General features: G+C 62.0%; 18 protein-coding genes. 7 read left to right on the plus strand and 11 right to left on the minus strand.

The features are described from left to right. Window positions 1-10: 10 nt before the first annotated feature. Window positions 11-1,738: a carbamoyltransferase gene (locus LAN64_01380; protein MBZ5566480.1), complete on the minus strand. Its 1,728-nt coding sequence runs from the start codon at window positions 1,736-1,738 to the stop codon at window positions 11-13. 457 nt (window positions 1,739-2,195) lie between these two features. Then, window positions 2,196-3,143 carry a glycosyltransferase family 2 protein gene (locus tag LAN64_01385; GenBank protein MBZ5566481.1) on the minus strand — a complete coding sequence of 316 codons (948 nt, stop codon included), beginning with the start codon at window positions 3,141-3,143 and terminating at the stop codon, window positions 2,196-2,198. A gap of 59 nt (window positions 3,144-3,202) precedes the next feature. Between LAN64_01385 and LAN64_01390 the strand changes: the two genes are divergently transcribed. Then, window positions 3,203-3,928: a polyprenol monophosphomannose synthase gene (locus tag LAN64_01390; GenBank protein ID MBZ5566482.1), complete on the plus strand. Its 726-nt coding sequence runs from the start codon at window positions 3,203-3,205 to the stop codon at window positions 3,926-3,928. On the opposite strand, the gene LAN64_01395 is transcribed toward LAN64_01390, so the two are convergent. The 9 genes from LAN64_01395 to LAN64_01435 form a co-directional block, all read right to left on the minus strand. Beyond that, window positions 3,925-5,085 carry a glycosyltransferase gene (locus tag LAN64_01395; protein MBZ5566483.1) on the minus strand — a complete coding sequence of 387 codons (1,161 nt, stop codon included), beginning with the start codon at window positions 5,083-5,085 and terminating at the stop codon, window positions 3,925-3,927. The two genes, LAN64_01390 and LAN64_01395, sit on opposite strands and share 4 nt — an antisense overlap. Further along, the gene (locus LAN64_01400; GenBank protein ID MBZ5566484.1) at window positions 5,069-6,244 is read right to left on the minus strand and encodes a glycosyltransferase family 4 protein; all 1,176 of its coding nucleotides are present in this window, start codon (window positions 6,242-6,244) and stop codon (window positions 5,069-5,071) included. The genes LAN64_01395 and LAN64_01400 overlap by 17 nt, the downstream gene beginning before the upstream one ends. Before the next feature lie 75 nt (window positions 6,245-6,319). Continuing rightward, on the minus strand, window positions 6,320-7,078 hold the full coding sequence (locus LAN64_01405) for an FkbM family methyltransferase (GenBank protein ID MBZ5566485.1): 759 nt from the start codon (window positions 7,076-7,078) through the stop codon (window positions 6,320-6,322). A 65-nt stretch (window positions 7,079-7,143) separates the two neighbouring features. After that, window positions 7,144-8,184, minus strand: coding sequence for an acyltransferase (locus LAN64_01410; GenBank protein MBZ5566486.1), 1,041 nt, complete (start codon window positions 8,182-8,184; stop codon window positions 7,144-7,146). 77 nt (window positions 8,185-8,261) lie between these two features. Then, complete coding sequence (locus LAN64_01415) at window positions 8,262-9,587, minus strand: hypothetical protein (protein ID MBZ5566487.1); 1,326 nt, start codon at window positions 9,585-9,587, stop codon at window positions 8,262-8,264. Window positions 9,588-9,636: 49 nt separating this feature from the next. After that, window positions 9,637-10,695: a polysaccharide export protein gene (locus LAN64_01420; GenBank protein MBZ5566488.1), complete on the minus strand. Its 1,059-nt coding sequence runs from the start codon at window positions 10,693-10,695 to the stop codon at window positions 9,637-9,639. 179 nt (window positions 10,696-10,874) lie between these two features. After that, on the minus strand, window positions 10,875-12,113 hold the full coding sequence (locus tag LAN64_01425; protein MBZ5566489.1) for a glycosyltransferase: 1,239 nt from the start codon (window positions 12,111-12,113) through the stop codon (window positions 10,875-10,877). 3 nt (window positions 12,114-12,116) lie between these two features. After that, window positions 12,117-13,181, minus strand: coding sequence for a methyltransferase domain-containing protein (locus LAN64_01430; GenBank protein MBZ5566490.1), 1,065 nt, complete (start codon window positions 13,179-13,181; stop codon window positions 12,117-12,119). Window positions 13,182-13,183: 2 nt separating this feature from the next. Beyond that, the gene (locus LAN64_01435) at window positions 13,184-14,500 is read right to left on the minus strand and encodes a glycosyltransferase family 4 protein (GenBank protein MBZ5566491.1); all 1,317 of its coding nucleotides are present in this window, start codon (window positions 14,498-14,500) and stop codon (window positions 13,184-13,186) included. A 227-nt stretch (window positions 14,501-14,727) separates the two neighbouring features. Between LAN64_01435 and LAN64_01440 the strand changes: the two genes are divergently transcribed. The 6 genes from LAN64_01440 to purS all read left to right on the plus strand — a co-directional run bounded on the left by LAN64_01440 (window position 14,728) and on the right by purS (window position 20,348). Beyond that, window positions 14,728-15,408 (plus strand): hypothetical protein, encoded by a 681-nt coding sequence (locus tag LAN64_01440; GenBank protein ID MBZ5566492.1) that lies wholly within the window; start codon window positions 14,728-14,730, stop codon window positions 15,406-15,408. Window positions 15,409-15,758: 350 nt separating this feature from the next. Beyond that, window positions 15,759-17,981 carry a protein kinase gene (locus LAN64_01445; GenBank protein ID MBZ5566493.1) on the plus strand — a complete coding sequence of 741 codons (2,223 nt, stop codon included), beginning with the start codon at window positions 15,759-15,761 and terminating at the stop codon, window positions 17,979-17,981. A 68-nt stretch (window positions 17,982-18,049) separates the two neighbouring features. Beyond that, complete coding sequence (locus LAN64_01450) at window positions 18,050-18,331, plus strand: hypothetical protein (protein MBZ5566494.1); 282 nt, start codon at window positions 18,050-18,052, stop codon at window positions 18,329-18,331. Between the two features lie 267 nt (window positions 18,332-18,598). After that, the gene (locus LAN64_01455; GenBank protein ID MBZ5566495.1) at window positions 18,599-18,943 is read left to right on the plus strand and encodes a transposase; all 345 of its coding nucleotides are present in this window, start codon (window positions 18,599-18,601) and stop codon (window positions 18,941-18,943) included. A 213-nt stretch (window positions 18,944-19,156) separates the two neighbouring features. Continuing rightward, complete coding sequence (locus tag LAN64_01460; protein MBZ5566496.1) at window positions 19,157-19,927, plus strand: LytTR family DNA-binding domain-containing protein; 771 nt, start codon at window positions 19,157-19,159, stop codon at window positions 19,925-19,927. 175 nt (window positions 19,928-20,102) lie between these two features. After that, complete coding sequence (gene purS / locus LAN64_01465) at window positions 20,103-20,348, plus strand: phosphoribosylformylglycinamidine synthase subunit PurS (protein ID MBZ5566497.1); 246 nt, start codon at window positions 20,103-20,105, stop codon at window positions 20,346-20,348. Window positions 20,349-20,468: the final 120 nt, after the last annotated feature.

Consider the following 20,468-nt stretch of genomic DNA (forward strand, 5'->3'; position numbering starts at 1 on the left):
AAACCGAAACCTAGTGTTCGACCAGGTAATCGCCGAGGAAAAGTTTATCCATGCGGGTGCGCTGGAAGCAGTTAAGCGCGTCCTGCGGCGTGCAGACGATAGGCTCGTCTTCGTTGAACGATGTATTGAGCACCACCGGCACACCGGTAAGTTGATCGAAATCGCGGATGAGGTCGTAGTAGCGCTCGTTGGTGCTGCGCGAGACGGTCTGCAGCCGCCCGGAGCCGTCCACGTGAGTAACGGCGGGAATCTGCGCGCGCTTGCCGGGCTTCACCTGGTAGACCATCAACATGCTGGGCGCAGGGTGAGTCTGCTCAAAATATTCCTCGACGCGGTCCTCGAGGATGGAAGGCGCAAAGGGGCGGAAGGGCTCGCGCTTCTTGATGCGCGCGTTGAGGATGTCCTTCATCTCGGCGCGGCGCGGGTCGACCACGATGCTGCGGTTGCCCAGCGCCCGCGGGCCGAATTCCATGCGCCCCTGGAACCAGCCGACGATCTGGCCGTCGGCGATGGCGCGCGCCGCCGTCTGGGTCAAAAGCTCCGGTTGCAGGAGGGTGTAGCGCAGGCCGGAGGCGCGCACCGCGGATTCCATCTCACCGTTCTCGTAAGCGGGACCGGTATATGCGTGGTCCATGACGAAGAAGCGCGGCTGCCCCAGAACCAGGTTATACAAGTAGTAACAGACGCCGACAGCGGTGCCGGCATCGCCCGCCGCGGGTTGGGCGAAGATTTGTTTGAACGGGGTGTGCAGCAGGATCTTGCCATTCATCACGGAATTGAAGGCCACGCCGCCGGAAAGGCAGAGGCGGTCGCTGCCGGTCTGCTCATGCAGGTGCTGGAGGATGTGAAACGCGACTTCTTCCAGCCGCGCCTGCAAGGAGGCGGCGATGTCTTCGTAATGAGAGTTCAGCGGCCCGCCCTTTTCACGCGCCGGACCGAAGCGCTCGATGAACTTGTCGGAAAAGATGCGGCCGATCGTCGGAGAGCCCTCGTCCCAGGTCATCTCGACGCCCTCGGAGTGATGCAGAAAATAGTCGAGATTGAGCTTGAAGCGGCCGCTGCCTTCGGTGGTGACGATCTCGCGGAACTGGTCGAGGAAGCGCGGCTTGCCATAGGGGGCTAGGCCCATGACCTTACCTTCGTCGCCGTAATGCGGAAAGCCGAGGAACTGCGTGGTCGCGGTGTAAAGGCAACCCATGGAGTGCGGGAACTCGATCTCGCCGAGCACCTGCATCTTCACGCCTTCGCCGAGGCCCCACATGGTGCTGATGAAGTCGCCGAAGCCGTCAATGGAGAGGATGGCAGCGCGGTCGAATTCCGATACTAAAAAGCAGCTAGCCATGTGCGCCTTGTGGTGCTCGACGTTGTGGAACTGGGCGCGGAAAGTGTCGGTGGAAATGGCAAGAGCGCGGGCAAGCTCGTCCCCCAGGTTGCGCACCTTGGCGGCGTTGGCCAGGCGGCTACCGATCAGGTTCCCCACCTTGGTCAGGCGCGACATGGAAAACAGAATCTTCTTGTGCAGGTTGGCCGAGGGATCGCGCGAGATGCCAACGTGATCGAGATCGGCGGAGGTAATCCCGGCAGCTTGCAGGCAATAGCGCACCGCCATGGCGGGAAAACCGGCGCAATGTTTCTTGCGATTGAAGCGTTCTTCCTCGACCGCAGCGACCAGACGGCCGTCCTCGATAAGGGCGGCGGCGGCGTCACCGTGGTACGCGTTTATCCCCAGAATGTACAAGCATTCTCCTTATCTGAAGATTGTGGTTGGGAACTCACTGTCGGCGTGATCGCACAGCTATTGTAGTGAAAGGTGCAGGGCTGCGTAAATAGCTGAAGCTGAAGAGGAGATCAGGACAGCGGATTCATTTCGCCAGCAGGGTCCAAACGACGTAGCTCAAGACCACCATGCCGCAGAGCAACAGCACGTTCTTCAACTGGCGTTTGTAAGGCATGAGAAAAACGTACAACGGATGCTTGCGTACCCGCCAGCGTCGCGAGCTGTGGTGGCGGGAATGGGATTCCCTGGCCTTTGGCCGGTCGTCGCTAGGCTCGGCACTCATTCAAAGTTGTCGCTGAAACCCATACACGGAACGATAACGTGAGCCGCAGAATAACACGAAGCCGGGACCGGGCGGCGGGCCGACGGCGGAAAAACCGCGTCCGGGGCGATCTGGCGGAAGTGACAAAAACCTGTATTAGCGGCGGCTTCGGAGCTCGTGGATCTTGGCATCAATCATGAAGCGGAACCAGCAGCCCTGGAGAAAATGGAAGATCAAGCCTTCGCGGCCATCGAGAAATCCCAGGCGGAAAAAATAGCGGTAGATCCAATACAAGAAGGCGCGCGCGAACAGCGGCCAGCGCGCGTAGAAGCCTTCGCGCAGCCAGCGGCGGCGCTGAATGGGATCGCCGAAGGCATCGGCACGCACGCGGTTGGCCCCGACTTCACTCTCCTGGGCCTCGCGCGCTTCCAGTTCCGCCCAGCGTAGATGGCGGATGGTCCATTGATTCAGGTCGGAGGTGAGCACGTCAATGTAGTCGTGCTGGAGCGGGACGGTCCTGCCCGGCACGATGAAGTGCTGGTCGTAGAGGCGGGATTCGCAACGACCACGCTCCTTGCGGAAGAGACGCAGGTGATACGCGGGATAATGGCCGCCGTGACGGATCCAGCGTCCCATGAAAACGGTGCGCTTGCGAAATAGAAATCCGTCTACGCCGGCAGGTGGTTCTTGAAGGACAGCATTGATCTCGGCGACCAGTTCGGGCGTAAGGCGTTCGTCGGAATCCAGGTGCAATACCCACGGAGTGTGCAGCGGCAGGTTCTGCTGCGCCCAGTTGCGCTGTGCGGAATAATTTTCGAAGGGATGTTCGACGACGATGGCGCCGGCGGCGGCCGCAATCTCGCGGGTGCGGTCGGTGCTGCCGGAATCCACCACGAACAGTTCGCAGGCCAGATCCTGCAGGCCGGCCAGGCAATCCGGCAGGTTCACTTGCTCGTTGAAGGCAAGGACCACGACGGAAACGCGCGCGGGCGCGCCTGTGCCATCGGCTAGCGCGAAGGATGTGGGCGCTGTTTGCTTGTCGCCGAGCAAAAAGCCTCTGAACCTCGGAACAGTGACTTCAGACTTAGTACCATAGGCGGTCATGGCCCCGCAATTCCATGGAACTCCCCCTCGTAACCCACATATAATCCGCGGAACCCTGCATGGAACTCACGGTTGTAACACCGACCTTTAACGAGGCCTCCAACATCGAGCGCTTCGTCGGCAGCGTCTCCGCAGCTCTGCGCGGGATAGAGCACGAGATCATCATCGCCGACGACGACTCCCCCGACCAGACCTGGCACGTGGCCCAGGCGCTGAGCAAGATCCATCCTTGTGTGCGGGTGTTGCGGCGGCAGGGGCGGCGGAGCCTGGCGGCGTCGGTGATCGAGGGATTCGGGTTGGCCTCGGGTGACGCCATCGCCTGCATGGATGCCGACCTACAGCACGACCCGGCGATTCTGCCGAAGATGCTGGCGGACCTGCGCGCCGGGGCGGAGCTGGCGGTCGGCTGCCGCTACATGCCGGGGGGTGGCACCACAGATTGGCATTGGCTGCGGCGGGCGCAATCGTGGCTGGCAACGCAAATGGCGCAGGCGTATCTCGGGCTGACATTGCGCGATCCGATGTCGGGGTATTTCGTCATGTGGCGGCGGGACTTTCTTGCGGTACGCGACCAACTCAGTCCCCAGGGGTTCAAGATCCTGATCGAGATCGCCGCCCGGCTGCAGCCGCAGCGCATCGCCGAGGTGCCGTTCGTCTTCGGACCGCGCCTCGCGGGCACTTCCAAGCTGACGGCCGCGGTGGCCCTGGATTATCTCTTCCAGCTACGACGGCTGCGCGCTACCGCGTGCCCACCACGCGCGCGCACGGCGCAGCCGGTTATCTAGCGGCGTTCGCCGGCGTTGTAATCCCGCAGATCGGTGTACACGGCGATCATGCGGGCGGCGATCGTGTTCCAGGAAAAATCGCTCTGCATCCACTCGCGTCCGCGGGCACCCATTTCGCGCAACGGGGCGGAGCGCAAGCGCGCGATGGCGGCGGCGAGGGCTTCCGGACTGTTGTCAATCCACAGGCCGCAGCCGTGATGCTCGACCGCCTGCCACGGCGTGCCATGGCTGGTTATCACCGGCACGGCGCGCGCCAGGGCTTCCGCAACAACGATGGCGAAGTTTTCGGTGAACGAGGGCACGACGCAGAGATCGGCGTTTTGGAAAACACGCTCCTTGGCCTCGTCGAGCACCTCACCCGCCAGCACGGCATTCCTTTCCACGCCGAGCGTGCGAATGCGATCGGCAAGCGAGCGCAGGTAGGCATCATCACCGGCGCCGGCAATGGTCAGGGTCCAGGGGAAATCAAGACGCGCACAGGCATCGAGCAGGTTCTCGAGTCCCTTTTTCGGGTCGAGGCGGCCGATATACAGGAGGCGTAATGCGCCCGTGCCTTGGAGGTGAGATACCGTCGAGGGAATGTCAATGCCGTTGGGTATGACCTCGGCGCGCACAAGGGGAATCTTCTGCAGACTTTCGTGCCGCTCCTCTTCGCTGGTGACGTGCAGGACGAGCGGCTGGGGCGCGAGCCCGCGGCTAATCATCTCCCACATCGATTTCAGCACCGTGCGGCGAGAGCCGCTCCAGCGCTGCAGCGCACCCCGGGGCGACCACACCAACGGCTTGCGCTGACGGCGGGCGGTGGCCATGGTCGGGAAGGTCGTGAAGTTGTACACTGCCGTGAGGTGCACGACGTCCGCCCAGCGCACGTAGTCGGGAAGCAGCCGCAACAGTTCCGGCGACACCGAGTGGCGCAGGCGGCGCGCACAGTAGCGGACGGAGATGCCGTCGCCCATCAGGTGCTCGCGAGCCGTGTCCACGTCGAGAACCGCGTTGAGGCCGTTGGCGTTGGTGGTGAGCACGCGCACCTCGCACCCCCGACGCGCCAGCCCGTTACAGAGCGCGTACACCGACTGGATGGGGCCGCCATAGAAGTGCGCTGGATAAAATGAGGGCACTAGGTGCGCGATCCTGAGCGAACTAGCGGACGACGGCATGCACCGCCTCGAGCACTCCCCGGACCGCGACATCGGTGGAGTATTCCGTGATTTTTTGCGCGGCGGCCGCACCCATGGAACGCACGCGCGCGGGATCGGCGGCAAACTCAGACATCAGTGCCGCCAGTCGTTCCACGTCGGCGAGCGGATAAACGGCCCCCGTCTCCGGGGTAATGAGGTCGGGGCCGCAGCCGACCTTGTCGGAAACGATGCAGGCGCGCCCACACACCATGGCTTCGTTTACCACCAAGCCCCAGGTTTCCGTGGCGGACGAGAGTATCAATGCGTCGGCTGCGACGTACGTTTTGACCATCTCGCTCTGGTTGAGAAATCCGGCAAAGGTGACAGGCAGCCCTCGCTCACGCGCGAACGCCTCTGACTCCGTGCGGAGTGGGCCGTCTCCGGCCATGAGGCCATGCACCATTGCTCCGCAGCGGGCGGCTATCTCAAGGGCGCGCAGGAAGTCCAGCGAACGCTTCAGAGGGATAAACTTGGCCGCCCAGAGAAAAACGACCTTGTCGTGCGGAATTTTCCAGCGTTCGCGCAACTGCGGCCGGCATGTCGCCAGGCGCTCGGCGCGGTCGCGGAACCAAGGTTCGTCGATGGTGTGCGGCACCAAGAAAATGCGATCGTGCCGCGCGCCATAATGCAGGTAGTACTGGCGTGCCCAGCGGCCGACCGCAAGACAGGCGTCCATGCGCGGGATGAACAGGCGATAGGCCGGCAGCTTCACGGCCGCTTTCAGCGCGGAGCGCTCGGTATGCAGAGTGGAATCGCTGCGCACCATCACCGGCGTCTTGGTTTTCCAGCAGGCGCGAATGGATTGCCAGTAGCTCTTGCGGTGCCATCCGCAGTTGATGACGGCATCGAAGCGCTGCTCGCGGATGATGTCGCCGATCTCGGGCGTGTCGAGACCGCGGAAGTAGTTGGCGGACGGATTCCTGGCGACGTTCTTGAGGAAACGGTAGCGGTAGCCTTCCAGCAGCGGTACGTCCCAGTCGAACTCCACGCCGAATCCGGCCTCGGCCTGCTGCTGCGGGGTGGCGTGGTGGCAGAAGAAGACCTGGATGTCCAATTCGGGATGCGCTGCCATCGCGCGAAACCAGGGCGCCTGGTACTGGATGGGGTGCGTCGTGACGATGGCGATACGATACGGCAAAGTGTGCGAGTGGCTCCTGCTGTATGTATCACAGCCAGTGGAAAGGGCGCAAAGGCGCGGATTCCGCGGGTCCATTTATTTGCGCGTGGCGGGCGCGACGGCAACAATGGGCCAGTCGCCCACGACGTTGTAATCGAGAGGAGCAAGCAGGCGACGCACCTTAGTCTCGGTAGTATCGTCGTTGCGGTCGCACAGGACCACGGGCCGGTGCATCTTCAGGACTTGGAGCGCTCCGGCGATGACCTGTTCTTCCGCACCTTCGACGTCAATCTTGATGACCGACGGCGGCGGAACGGATCCCTGTTCGACCAGAGAGTCCAGGCAGCGACCTGCGACAGTAAAGCTGCCGGCTTCGGATATGTGCCCCTGGCTGGAGTCGCCTCCCGCCTCGAAGCGGACGTCGCCATTGCGGTCAAGAATCGCGTAGGGCAACAAGGTCACCTGCAACGACGGGTTCAGTTCGAGCTGTGCGGTGAGCGAACGGAAGTTGCCCGGATTGGGCTCGAAGGCGATTACGCGCCCCGCCGGTCCCGCCAGCAGCGCGCAGAAGAGGGAATGAAAGCCGGCGTGTGCCCCAACGTCGTACACCGCACCTCCGGGGCGCACGTACCGCGTAAACGCCGCCTGCATGTAAGGCTCGTAACAGCCGCGCAGAATCTGCTGCGAGGTCAGGGCGTCAATCTTCCAAGAAAACGCGCCCGCTGAAGTCTTGACCGTACTGATGGGCTGAAAACGGCTGAGAAGGCCAAGGTAAACGGGCCGCAGGCGCACCAGTTTGTACTTTAACTCCGACGGAAGCAACGCGGCGAAATTGCTTAATACTCTCGCTAACAAAGCCGGGTTTCTCCGTCGCCACCCGCCGTGGCGGCACGACCATGCCATAACGCCCGGCCTGCCACTCAGTCGGCCTGACCGACGGCGCTTGCCAGCCTGCCCGCAGGCTCTGCTTGAGGCTCGACGCGGCGGCTGCGGTAGCGAATCGACGAAGACAGCCGCTGCGATGGCAGTTCCACGAACCGGTACAACAAGACCGCGCTGGAGATTGAACCCACAACGGCAGCGGCGAGCACCAGGATCTGTGTCGGCAAAGTGTGCGCGAAACGCGTGCCGATATTCACGATCTTCCCACCTACCGGGACATGCAGCAGATACAACGAGTAGCTGATCAGGCCCAGGTTGGTCAGGCGCGAAGTGGGAACCTGCACGAATTGAATAATCAGCGCGGTAGCGACTACCACGATTGAGACCAGGTGACCGTCGACAAACCAGCAGACGATGCCGATCACGGCCAGCCCGGCCAGCAGCGTCCGCGTGGATATCAGGTCCACTTTGCGCTGAAACGTCAGGATCCCCGCCACGAAAAGCGGGAACCAACCAAAAACGAGCGAGCCACGACGGATCAAAATGGCGCCGAGGAGGAGTACTGTTAGAAACCCGAAACGCACCGTCTTTCGCCGATCCACCAAGAGCGGGAACAAGGCGCCAATCGTCAGGTAGTACTGAAATTCGATGCCGAGACTCCAGAACACCGGGTTTACCCATGGCTTGCCGACAACCGCGTTGATGTAGCCGATGTGACAAAGCAGTTGCGTCCAGGTGTAGTGCGGAGATGCGCCGCGAAATCCGGGCGCAAGTGGCACCAGGTATCCTAATGCGATGACAAAGAGAATGTCGGCGAAGTAGGGCGGGTCCAAGCGCGCGATGCGCTTGACGAGGAACAGGCCGAAATCACTGCTGCGATAACCGGCGCGGTAAAGAGAGTACGGGATGATGAAGCCTGAGATGACAAAAAACATCTCCACTCCAACCCAGCCGTAGTGTCCGCTTAACTTCAGCCATCCATTGGGAAGAAGCGCTGTGCCACTGGTGAAATGGAACCACGCGACGGAAAACGCGGCGACCCCGCGAAGTCCGTCGATTGTACCAAGTCGGCGCTGCATGAGGGTGGCTGATTATAGCAATAAACGAATGCGCGCGGAGTTATGTTCTATGCACCAAGGAAGTGAGGGAACTCCGCTTACCATCTTGCCCCAGCACTCCGATCATTGGCTCGGCGGGCCAGTGCCCGGTCGAAAGCTTCCGCCAGGCGCCGCGACATGGCACGCGCGGTATAGGCCTCGAACGCGTTCCAATCGGTGTCCGGGCGCAGGTCAGCGGGCGAAGAAAGCAGCGTATCCAGCCAGGCGCGAATTTCCGGTACGACCGCGGCGGGAGGGCGGTCCGCGTTGTTGAAGGTGACCACGCGTCCGGCGCGAGTCTGGTCCGCAATCCACGCCACGCTGCTGTTCTCGTGAACGATGACCAGCAGCGGTTTCTGCGCCATGATGTAGGGGAACAACTTGGACGCAGTGTAGTGCGGAGCGTCGGAGCCGATCAGGGTGACGGCGTCGGACTCAAGCAGAACCTGCAGTGCATCCAGATACGCCACGCGTGCCGGCCACTCGGTTACGGCGCTCTCCACTCCCATCTCGCGCGCAATGGGCATAATCCGCTCCGTGGGAGTCGGTGAATACGTGGTACCGACCAGGTGCACGCGCAATCGTTGGAAGAGAATGGGATTGTCGTTGAGTCCCTGGCGCAGAGCTTCGAACAGCGCCCGGACGGTGGCATACATCCCCGGAATGCAGGCGCCGACGTAGCTGAGGTGCACCAAGCCGTCACCGCGTTTGAAGATTGGGTTGGAGCGCGGATGGCGGCGGACGTATTCGAAATCGACGGGTTCGCCGCCCAGTGGAATCTCCGTTGTCTCGACTTGTTTCAACCAGGCATAGCGCCGGAGGACGGAGTCGGTGGTGCCCGTGGAAACGCCGGTGATGTGGAGGACGTGGCGTAGCGCAATCGGTTCCAGCATCTTTGCCACGGCATGAGACCACCGCCACTTGGGTGGACGCTCGCTTTTCGGCCGGCTCGCGTAGTAGTCGATTACCCAAGGATCCTGGTAGTCCACGATGTAGGGAATGCGGAAGCGATGGTGTGCCAGGCGGCCGAGCATGATCGATGGATACGGCGGAACGGAAACCAGCAACAAGTCAACTTTCCGGTTGGCGCAGATTCTCTGAATGGCCTTCCACTGCTGGCGCATGGAGCGCAACCCCAGGTCGCCGATGCCAATGCGACGCGTCCACCGGGTGGAGAAGGCCGCTGTGCGGATGACCTCCAGTCCATCGGGCAAGAGGCGCTCGTTTTCGGGGTCGGTGGGCTGCTCGTAGAAACGCGGGTCAACCGAAAGCACTACCGGGTTCCAGCCGAACTCCGGCAGGTGTCGCACTAGAAAACGGATGCGCAGCGCCGGCGGCATGCTGCTCGGTACGAAATCGGGCCCGATGACGAGGACGGTTCTCACGCGAAAAGGGCACCGGCCGGTGATCAGCGCAGGATGCTGGCGATCCTCCTCAGAAATGGTAGAGGGCAAGATTGGTCAACATACTCAACACCGAACCCGAGCCGCGCTCTAGGGCCGCTTTGCCCCGGCTCGGAGGCACGTACACGATGTCCTCCGCCTGAACATCAATGTCGGTACCCTTGGCCTGCATGATCTTGTTGAGGTCGATGTCCTTGCTCTCCAGGCCCTTTGAAGTACGGCGGATGAGGCGCGTATGACCCAGCGCCGCCATGCGCGTAGGACCCGCGGCCAGGGCCAGCATCTGTAACATGCTGGCGACCTGTGTGCTTTCCATGACGAACATCCCGGGACGGTTCACTTCGCCGATCACGTAGACCACGCCGGCACGCGAAACCATGATTGTGTCGCCGGGCTGGATTTCCACGTTGCCCTGGCTCCCATTGATCCCGCCGTTCTCGAGGGTGACGACTACCGGATTCTCAGGATCTTTGGCGTGGGTAATGGAGACCGTCTTGCCGGCGCGAGCCGTCAGGCCACCAGCAATCAGGAACAAGTCGTACAGGCGGCGCGCGTTCAACGCCGAATAGATGCCCGGGTGGTTTACTTCCCCGAGTACCGAGATCCCCTGAGTGGTGTACTCCTTGATGAAGATGATGATGTGTGGGTTGCGCAGGAACCCACCCTCTTCATACTTCTTCTCCACGGCGGCCTGGGCGGCGTCGGCTGACATGCCCGCGATATGAAACTTGCCGATCAGCGGCAGGGACACATCGCCGTTGGCCTCCACGCGGAAGTGCGTGGTCAATTCCGGCATGGAAAAGACGCTCATGTCGCCTTCGTCACCGGGGCCGATGAACATCTCGGCCGGGGTGCTGGAAGCAGGAGACGACATTTGCACTTTCGCGGGCGCCATCCCCGAGACGTCGGGCGCGGCTGCCGGCGCGGGCGCATTCGGATTGGCCGGGGTCGTGGGCTGGATCTGTTGCGGCGGCGGCGGGCCGGCATCGGACTGCCGCTCCTCCTGCGCGAAGCTCACAACCGACAGCATGGTGAGGGAAAGAAGGGCGATCCAAACTCGGCGAACGACAGCGGACGAGAACAAAGCCATGGGCACAACCTCAAAATTCTTACGACTTGAGCTTCCTGGGAACAGTGCTGCCATTCTAGTGAACTGCCGCGCGGACGTAAACACCTGCCCGCGTTCGCGGCGTGAATAAGGTGGGTCGGGAACTGCACGAACCATGGGCCCGCGGGCTTCATTGGAATCGCTCCAGTCTCTCCTCCTGCTCACGTTACGCCAGTAACCGCTTGACGAGCACCGGGTCGTTCGAACAGCGCCAGGTATTTCGTTTTTTCCACGTCCCAGCAATAGCGATCGCGAGCGGCCTGCCAGGCGGCGCACTGCGCAGCAAGCAGGCTGGCTCGATTGTCGCGCCAGCCCCGAAGTTGCTCCGCGAGCGCCTCCGGACATCCGCATGGGTAAATAAAACCGGCGGCGGGCACCTGCTGCAGGACGTCGCGCTGGCCGGGTGTATCAGTTGCGGCAATTGCCAATCCGGCCAGCATGTAGCTGAAGAACTTGTTGGTCACGGTGAGGGAGTAGTTGCGGTCGGAGGCGCGCTCCAGCGCGAGCCCGACATCGAACTGCCCCATCGTGCCCACTAACTCGTCGTGGGGGACGTGCGGAAGAAACGTCAGCGGGACATTTTTTTCGCGGGCCATGCGGAACAGGGTTGCCTGGAAGTCATCCGCCGGTGTACCGCGGACAAATAGCTCTACGCCGCCGCCGGCCAGCGCGGCGGCCACGATTGCTTCCTCCAGCCCCTTGCCCGGTCCGGCGGTCTGGCCCGACCAGTGCAGGCGCAGGCAGGCGTTGGGCGAACGCTGCTCCGGCGGCTTCAATTCTCTTGCCATTGCCAAAGGGAATACGTTGTAGAGCACCGTTGGCGCAGGGATCCTGTACTGCTGCTGCAAGCGCTCGGCCATGGCCGGAGAGGCGGCGGTGACGTAGTCGCAGGCGGGGAGACAGGCGCGCTCGAGCACGCGCACCAGCTCGGGCTGCGCCAGTCCGGTTTCGGAGAGCAAGTCCTCGCAATCGAAGCCGAGGCGCGCGTTCCACTGGCGTGCCGCGCGGGCAGCGGTCGCCAGGACTGCCTGGGTGTGCGCGACGAACCAGTCAGCGGGTTCGCGCGCCGCCAAACGCAGCAGCTCCGGGGCGGCCTCGCAAAACGCAATCTCGGCGTCGGCGGCCGAGCCGGTCCGTTGAAACGAACGAGCCGACGATTCACGCCGCAGACGCGAGGGAATGGCTCGAATGCGGTTCGCCCATGGCGAGCGCAGGATGTTGGCGGCGGAAAACCGCCATTTGCGCGTTGCGATCAGCCTCTCATCATCGACGATCAGTTCCGGAAGCGAGCGCACGGCGACCACCCGCACTTCATGACCACGCTCCGCCAGGGTATCGGCCTCGCGCACCAGGCGCGGATTGTGGCAGGCGTGGGTGGCACCAATCAGGCAAATGCGCATGTGTCACCCCGCGGACTTTGCCGGAGCGGTGCGACGCGCCTTGGATTGGACATAAACGCTGTCTGCGAAGTAACACATCCATGGAGCACGGCGGCTGAAACGCCGCAGCGTCTCCGAAGCGGTCACGATGGCACGATACGTGGGCGGAAGCAACGCACGATCGCTGGCCTGGATGCCCAGGCCGAAGTAGCCGTCTACGCTCACCACGCTGTCCCCGATCGCCGCGGTGAAGGCGCGCTTGAGCTCGGGCACGCTCCAGTAGCGGACTTGGAAACGGGTTCCCGGGCGGAAGCCGCGGCGTATCTGCTGTTGCAGGCTGCGAATGCCGTACGCGTTGGGCATTTGGATAAGGCTGCGACCGCGTTCGCTCAATGCGCGTCCGATCTCGGCCAGAGTCTGGCGCGCATGCGGTTTGCTGAAGTGCTGGATAACGCTGTAGGAGAAGACAACGTCGAAGCTGCTGTCCGCAAACGGCAGATGCCGCGCGTCACCAACGATGAACTCAGCTCTGACCCCGAGCTGCTCGCAGACTCGCCGCGCGGCTAGCACGGCGCCCAGTGAGGGGTCAACCCCCACGGGACGGTATCCTTTACGCGCCGCCGCCACGCACCATCGTCCCCAGCCGCAACCGATGTCGAGAAAACGCTCGCCCGCGGCCGGTTCCAGCCGCAACTCCGGAACTGGATACGAGGCGAGATTGCCGATCACGCTCTTGTAAAGAATTCCGTTGGTGGCGCCGACCAAGTAACTGACAACAGGATCAACGGCGGTGTGGCCGGCGGCCAATTCGCCGCGGATTTCCTGCTTTTCTTGGTCGCTGCATCCAAGCGTATCGACGAAATACGGGGGCCCATCGAAAGGACGTGCGCTGGGCTGCGGCATGCGTGCGGTTTGCAGCGTTTTCTCTGCCGAGTCAATCGTCTGTTGCCCATCCGGCACCAGCATGACCGGTATATTCTCGACGATCGGGTATGTGTCGCCTGCCGCGCACACCAGCATGTCACCCAGGCGCTGCACCGCGGTTTTGTGAACTGGGCAAGCCAACCGGTCGTAGATGCAGGCGTCCATCGTCATCGCGCCGCGGGCCCCTGCCGCAGGATTTCCAGCACAGTGCGGCCGAGGGTGGCGTGGTAGTCGCTCCACTGCCACTGTGCCATGCTCGCGGCGGCGGCCCGGCCGATGGCTTCTGTATCGGCGGGCCGTGCGATCGCAGCCTCCATCGCGGCCACCAAGGCATCAACGTCTCGGGGGGAAACGAGCCAGCCGTTCTCGCCGGGCCGGATGAAAGAGTCACAACCGCTATTCCGAGTGGTGATAACCGGCAGGCCCCGCGCCATCGCCTGCAGTGGGGTAGTCGCCAGGCCTTCAGCCAGCGTCGGAAAGACCATTACGTTGGCGCGATCGAACAGCTCGTACAGTTTCTCGCGGAGCACAAAGGGACTGACCCACACTTTCCCGGGCAAACCTTCGCGCATCCGTTCGGGCAGTTTCCAGTTGCCCACCATCCACAGTTCGGTGCAACTGTGTGCCGATATGCGGCGCCACGCCGCGAGCGCGTAATGAATACCCTTCTGCACGCTCAAGTTTCCGGCCACCAAGAACACGAACTTGCCGGGATCGGGATGGCGGTGGCTGGTGTCCACCGGCGGCGCACCGGTCGGGACGACGCAAATCTTCTCCTCCGCGACTCCGGTGGAGAGCAGCGAATCGCGAACAAAGTTCGACGCTACCACTACCCGGTCGGCCAGCGCCAGTTCCTGGTCCTTCCGGCTGTTGCGCAGCGGCGCCAGACGGCGACGATGCTTCTCATACGGCGTCAACAGCTCGGTAAATCGGTCGAACTCCTCGCCGACCCACTTGGCCGCGGTTGCGTGATGGCAGGTTGCCATGTCGTAGATACACAGCCCGCCACGCTGCTTTTGCGCCTGAAACGTGGCGAGAGAACTGAACTCGTACGAGTAGACGGCCGCCGCGCCCTGCAAATGCTCGCGCGCCACCATGCTGTCGAACCACTTTTCCGCGCGTTCCCAGACCAGATCGGCCGTCATCGGGCTGGCCAGCCTGGCCGCCGTCATCCGAATGATTTCCGGTGTCGCATGGCCGCGAATCAGCTCGGGCGGCACCTCGGTGATGGCGCGGCGCGATAGTTGCAATTCGGCGTCGTGCTGCACCAGCCCCAGCGCCGTACGCAGAAATTTCCCCAGCGCGCTGTTGCGGTCGTAATGGAAGCTGGTGACGTAGGCCCCCAGCAGTCCGGCTTCATGCAGTGCGCGGGCGGCATGTTGCACGTACGGTCCCGTACCGGAATGGCTGAGCACGACCTTCGCGCCAGGATGCGGCTTCGCCGATGTGCTTTCCGTGACGGCGCGGGGCGCTACTGTGGGCATTCGCGAACCAAGAGAGTCTGCAATGGCTGCGACGATTATATCCAGACGGCGCTGGTTGGGGCAGCCAACCAAGGGTAAAATGCGCTTGCGCGCCGAAAAAACGGCGCTAAACTCTGGCCGAACGGTACCTGCTGAACTCACTCCTGCAGGTGACGCGGGTCACAGCAACTGGCGATAAGCGGCGGAATACTGGCATGTTACCGGTACCGCGTAACGCGGAGGAGCCTATGTTCGAACAGGAACTGGAACTTGAGCAGAAGTCTTCAACCATCGTTCCGCTGTTGCTGATCCTGGCCCTGGCGGGCGTCATCATCGGCACCGCGGGTTACTGGTTTGTGCAGTCGAAGAAGGTCCTGACCCAGCAGGATGCGACCACCGTGGTCGGCGCCATCCTGAAGGCACAAGGCCCGGCGATGCTGCGCTTCCACACCGGCGCGGTTAAGCCCAGCATTAACGAAAAACCGCGCGATCCGCATTACAAGCTGCTGGAAAGAGCCGGCCTGGTCAAAGTCACGACCGCCAAAGGCAAAGGCGAGGTCTATAAAATCGCGCTGACGCCCAAGGGAGAGAAGGAACTGACCGCCTTCCCCGAGTTCCAGAAGAACCAGGAGAAAGACGGGACGGTAGCGATGTCCGTACCTCTGGCCCGCCGCAAGCTGGTGGAAGTCACCAAGGTCACCATGAACGGCCCCAGCATGGCGCGCGTAGAGTACGCCTGGAAATGGGAGCCGACGCCGGTGGGCGATCTCTTCGATGCTAACGGGCAACTGATCAAGACCTTCAACCTCTGGGACACGCAGACGCTGATCGAAAAATACGGCGCCAATTTCTATCACGGCGATGCCAAGAAGATGGCCGTCAACCTGATCAAGACCGACAAGGGTTCCTGGCAGGTGATGAGCGAGTAGCTCCCAGCACGTCGCGACGATGAGAAAGCAAGGCACGGCGCATGGCCGTGCCTTGCTTTGCCTAACGGGGTCTCGCCAGGAAACGGGGACCTCAGCCGCAGTTGTGTCCTGCACCGCCTGACGAAGCCCGCAGGCGCGGCTTCCCAGAATGAACCCTGGCCACGGATCGGCAGGCGCGCAGGAGAGATGGGTCCGGTTCGCATCCGCAGCAGCGTCCCAAATCCGGCTGCGAAGCAACTGCTTCGGCGGCGGTTTTGTGCTTTGCCCGCCGGTGATCGGCCTATAATGTGGGCCAATCCTGGAGCATCGTGGGCCCGGGCAGTCTTCCCTGGGTGGGATCTGGAGGAACCTTGGCCCAACCCGAGCCAATCCTCGGCGTCCAAGTCCCCGGATACGAGATCCTCTCGCAACTGGGCGCTGGAGGCATGGGCGTGGTCTTCAAAGCGCGCGACCTCCAGTTGCAGCGCACGGTGGCGCTGAAGTTTCTCACCCATATTGGCGACGGCGGCGCGGCGGAGAAGCAACGTCTGCTGCGGGAAGCGCGCGCCGTGTCCGCGCTGGATCATCCCCACATTGCCGCTGTGTACACGGTTCAGGAGACCGGCGACGGCCGCCTCTGCATGGTGATGGCGTATTACCACGGCGAGACGCTCGCCGACGAACTGCGCCACGGCCCGCTGCCAACCGCTAAGGCGATCGAGTTGGCCCGTCAGATCGCCGCCGGCCTCGCGCACGCCCACGCGCATGGCATCGTGCACCGCGACATCAAGCCCGCCAACGTGATGGTCACCGACGACGGAGTCGCGAAGATCCTGGATTTCGGCTTGGCCCGTTCGACTGCCGTTGACGCTTCAACTCACAGTGTCGGATTGAGCGGCACTCTGCCCTACGTGTCTCCGGAGCAAACGCAGGGCAAAGTGGCCGACGAGCGCAGCGATATCTGGGCCTTTGGCGTGTTGCTGTATCAAATGCTGACCGCCCGGCTGCCGTTCGCCGCCGATAGCGCTGCGGCCACGCTCATGGCTATCGCCAGCGCGCCGCCCTCGCCCATGCCCGAGGTACCGGACGAGATCCAGGTCATTATCTATCGCTGCCTGTGCAAGAGCCGGGACGCCCGCTATCCCTCCTGCACAAAATTGCTCAAGGAATTGGCGGCGCTGCCGGCGGCCAACGTCAACGCGCCCACGGCGAATCTGCACGCGCGCGAACTCAAGAGCGAACTTCGCCGCGCCTCGGCCTCCGCCGCTGTGCCCGCGGGTGCGCTCGCACGCTGGCGGCGATGGGTGGCGCCCGCCGTCACGCTCACGCTGATCCTCGCCGCCGCGCTGCTCGGCCTGCGCTGGCGCAACATGAGTTTGTCGCCAGCCCCCAATGCCGCCGCCGACATTGGCCCCGCTGCCCATGAGTCTTATCTCAAAGGCCTGGGCTACCTGGAGCGCTACGACAAGCCCGGCAACCTGGATTCGGCCATTGCCCTGTTCGAGGCTTCGGTGAAAGTCGAGCCCAACTTCGCGCTCGGATTCAGCGCCTTGGGCGAGGCTTATTGGGACAAGTACCGGCTGTCGCAGGATCCGCGCTGGGTGGATAAGGCAGAGGAGTATTGCAAGCGGGCCGCGGAGTTGAACAGCCAACTTCCGGCGGTGTACGTCACGCTCGGGCGCGTGCACAACGGCAAGGGCGAACGCAACCTGGCGCTGGAGGAAGTGCAGCAGGCGTTGAAGCTGGAGCCGCGGAGCGCCGACGCCCTGCTCGCTTTGGCGGCGGTGTACGACAGCATGGGGCGCACGCGGGACAGCGAGGACGCGTACCGGAAGGCGGCGGCGCTGCGGCCGGAGAATTGGGGCGGGCACTACGAACTCGCCGTCTTTTATTACCGCCATCAACGTTACTCGGATGCCGCCGAACAGTTCCGCCGGGTCATTGAACTCGTTCCCGACCATGCGCCCGCCCATTCGAACTTGGGGGTAATGCTTCGCAATCTTGGCGATGCTGCCGGAGCGGAAAAGGAATTCAACAAATCCATCGAGTTGAACCCGACGTACGGCGCGTTCGCCAATCTTGCTTACCTTTACTACTCGCAGAAGCGCTGGGCGGAAGCCGCCGCGATGACGAAAAAAGCTCTGCAGCTCAATCCCGCCGATTACCGGCTGTGGGCCAATCTCGGCCTCGCCTGCGAATGGCTCAACCAGACTGGCGAAGCGCAAGCGGCGTATCGCGAGGAACTGACACGACTGCAAGCGACCGTCAAACTCAAACCCGACGATGCCGCCATCCAGGCGGAACTGGGACTCCTGTATTCCAAGCAACACTTGCGCGACAAGGCTCTGCCGCGCATTGAAGCGGCTCTGGCGCTTTCTCCGCACGATGCGGCAGTTCTGGCGAGTGCCGGCGAAGCGTACGAAAACTTGGGCGACCGCACACGCGCTCTGGAACTGATGGGCAAGGCGCTGGCCCAGGGCTGGACGCTGGCACAACTGGAAAGGAATCCTGATTTGCGTGGGCTGCTGGCCGATCCAGGATTTCGCCGCATCCAGGCGGCGCAACCGTCTGCCCCCGCTCAACCGCGGCGCTAGGTGACTTGGTAGATCCGATCGAGGGCAGATTTCTGAGAACACTATTGCAATCGAGAGAGGAGCGTAAGATGCCCAAGAAAATCACGGTAAACGTGAACGCCAATAAACGCGAGAAGCAAAATCTTTCCGTGGATGACATCGTTGAATTTCAGGTCAACGAGGAGTGCGACCTGTACTTCACGAACCCGGATGTGTTCGGCACCGAGTGCGTGCACTTGATGCCCGGGAAGAACCCGGTGAAGGTGCAGGGCGACGGCGCCACGACTTGGAACACTCTCACCACTTCCAAGGTGCAAGCCGGGAAATCGCCCGGGGTCATGGGCAACCCCAACGAAATTGTCGTTCCGTAGCCTCGCATGCCACTTCTTGCCCGGCCGTCCTGGCCGGGCGTTCTTTGAATCCCGCCTGATCGCTGCCGCTTCAGGTACAGAGCTTCTGTTCATTTTGTTCTTGTAACGCTCAGCGCGGCCTTCTTTGTCGCGCGCACCAAGTCGAATGTTTTTCTCCAACGGCGCTACTCACACGCGGTCGATAAGAGCGCCGGCGTTCGCTCCGATCAGACCGTCATCCTCACATCCTTCGAATCGGCCACCGTGTATCCCGATGCCCTGCGGTGCGTGAGCTACTACGATGCCGAATCCGACAAGCGGCTGAGGTTGCTGACCAACAACTTCACGCTGCCGGCGCTGACCATCGCCCAAATCCACAAGTGCCGCGGGCAGGTCGCACTCTCTTTCAAATGGATCAAGCAGCACCTGAGAATCAAGGCCTTCTACTGCGTCGGTGAGAACCGATGCCGTGAAGACGCAGATTTGGATTGCGGTGTCGGTGTACGGACTGGTGGCGATCGTACGGAAGCGGTTGGACCTGGAGGCCAGTTTGTATCACATCCTACAGACTCTGAGCGCGTCGCTTTTCGAGAAAACGCCCATTTTATGCGCCCTTCAGGCCATCGACGCTAACGCCAATTTCACCGAAAACGTCAACCAACTGATTCTGTTCAACTTTTAACCGGACAGCAGTGACACGAAGCTAGAGCGATCTTCTTTGCCATAGCAACCTCTAATCTAACAGGCGTAAAGAACAGGAAGTCTAGCCCCAGACGCCTCAAGTCTTTCTGGCTTTTTCATTCTTGATTTCCCCGCTATACTAAATAGTTTGAGTGTGGGGGATTTATGCGTTTGTCCGCGGTGATTGTCGATGACGAACAGCTCGCGCGCGACGAGCTTGCCTTCCTGCTCAAATCCGTAGACGACGTTAACGTCGTCGCCCAGGGCAAGAACGGCGTGGAAGCCGTCAACCTGATCAAGGAACACGCGCCCGACCTGGTCTTTCTCGACGTACAGATGCCCGGCCTCGATGGTTTTGCGGTGATCAAGAAGCTGATCGACAAAAAGGTGCCGCTGCCGCAGATCGTCTTTGCCACCGCTTACGATCAGTACGCCGTCAGAGCTTTCGAAGTAAACGCGGTGGACTATGTCCTGAAGCCGTTCGACAAAGCCCGCGTGGCGCAGTCGGTGAAAAAGGTGAAAGCCAAGCTGGACTCCGTCGGCATGCCCAGCGAGCGCCTGGAATCCCTGATCCGCAGCCTGGGAAGCAAGCCGCAGCAACCGTCCAAGATCCTGATCAAGGCCGCCGGGCGCCTCTTTCTGGTTGACCAGAAGGACATCTGCTATTCCTCCATCGAGGACGGCGTGATCACGGTTGCCACCGCGCAGATGGAAGGCCAGTCGAACTGCCGCACCCTGGAAGAGCTGCTCGCCTCGCTCGACCCTAGTGTTTTCTGGCGCGCACACCGCTCGTACCTGGTGAACATCAATCGCATCCGCGAAGTCGTGCCTTGGTTCAAGAGCTCCTACCAGCTCCGCATGGACGATAAGAAGCAGTCGGAAATTCCCGTCAGCCGGGCGCAAACAAAGAGATTGCGCGAACTTTTCCGGCTGTGAAGAGTATCGGTTTCGAGTTTCAGTTTCCGCAAAGACACGGCGCGCAAAGAACACGCGCAAGCAGAAAGAAGACGGGCCCAGGCGGCCGTCCTTAATTTCTTGCTTAAAGATTCTCGCCTCAAGTCTACTGGCTAAGACTGAAACTCGAAACTGAAACTGTATAATCGGACTACCCATGAAAGCCTACGTCTACGTGTCCCCGAAGAAGAGTGTGCTCGATCCCCAGGGCAAGACCATCCACGGCGCGCTGCGCAAGCTGGGCTATCAGGGTGTGACCGACGTGCGCCAGGGCAAGTATTTCGAAGTCACCCTCGACGGGCTCGACGAAGCGCAAGCCCGCCAGGAGGTGGAGCGCATGGCCCGCGAGGTGCTCACCAACCCGGTCATCGAGGAGTTCCGCTACTCCCTGGAAACGCAGTAGTTACGTCAGTAACGTGGCGGAATCATGGGGTTTCGCGGCAGAATCAGAATGCTGTAGAGTTGCTGGCGAGCGCTCCAGCTTGGTGCTTTTCCCGAGGCCGAAGCCTGCAGTCTGTACGGG

This window comes from Terriglobia bacterium, from assembly GCA_020073185.1.
In the GTDB taxonomy this organism is placed as follows: domain Bacteria; phylum Acidobacteriota; class Terriglobia; order Terriglobales; family Acidobacteriaceae; genus JAIQGF01.

Bases quoted from the DNA above. Each gene is read 5' to 3' on its own strand.
- LAN64_01385 (MBZ5566481.1), bottom strand. From the start codon at position 3,143: ATGACCGCCTATGGTACTAAGTCTGAAGTCACTGTTCCGAGGTTCAGA.
- LAN64_01390 (MBZ5566482.1), top strand. From the start codon at position 3,203: ATGGAACTCACGGTTGTAACACCGACCTTTAACGAGGCCTCCAACATC.
- LAN64_01395 (MBZ5566483.1), bottom strand. From the start codon at position 5,085: ATGCCGTCGTCCGCTAGTTCGCTCAGGATCGCGCACCTAGTGCCCTCA.
- LAN64_01410 (MBZ5566486.1), bottom strand. From the start codon at position 8,184: ATGCAGCGCCGACTTGGTACAATCGACGGACTTCGCGGGGTCGCCGCG.
- LAN64_01420 (MBZ5566488.1), bottom strand. From the start codon at position 10,695: ATGGCTTTGTTCTCGTCCGCTGTCGTTCGCCGAGTTTGGATCGCCCTT.
- LAN64_01425 (MBZ5566489.1), bottom strand. From the start codon at position 12,113: ATGCGCATTTGCCTGATTGGTGCCACCCACGCCTGCCACAATCCGCGC.
- LAN64_01430 (MBZ5566490.1), bottom strand. From the start codon at position 13,181: ATGGACGCCTGCATCTACGACCGGTTGGCTTGCCCAGTTCACAAAACC.
- LAN64_01435 (MBZ5566491.1), bottom strand. From the start codon at position 14,500: ATGCCCACAGTAGCGCCCCGCGCCGTCACGGAAAGCACATCGGCGAAG.
- LAN64_01440 (MBZ5566492.1), top strand. From the start codon at position 14,728: ATGTTCGAACAGGAACTGGAACTTGAGCAGAAGTCTTCAACCATCGTT.
- LAN64_01450 (MBZ5566494.1), top strand. From the start codon at position 18,050: ATGCCCAAGAAAATCACGGTAAACGTGAACGCCAATAAACGCGAGAAG.
- LAN64_01460 (MBZ5566496.1), top strand. From the start codon at position 19,157: ATGCGTTTGTCCGCGGTGATTGTCGATGACGAACAGCTCGCGCGCGAC.
- purS (MBZ5566497.1), top strand. From the start codon at position 20,103: ATGAAAGCCTACGTCTACGTGTCCCCGAAGAAGAGTGTGCTCGATCCC.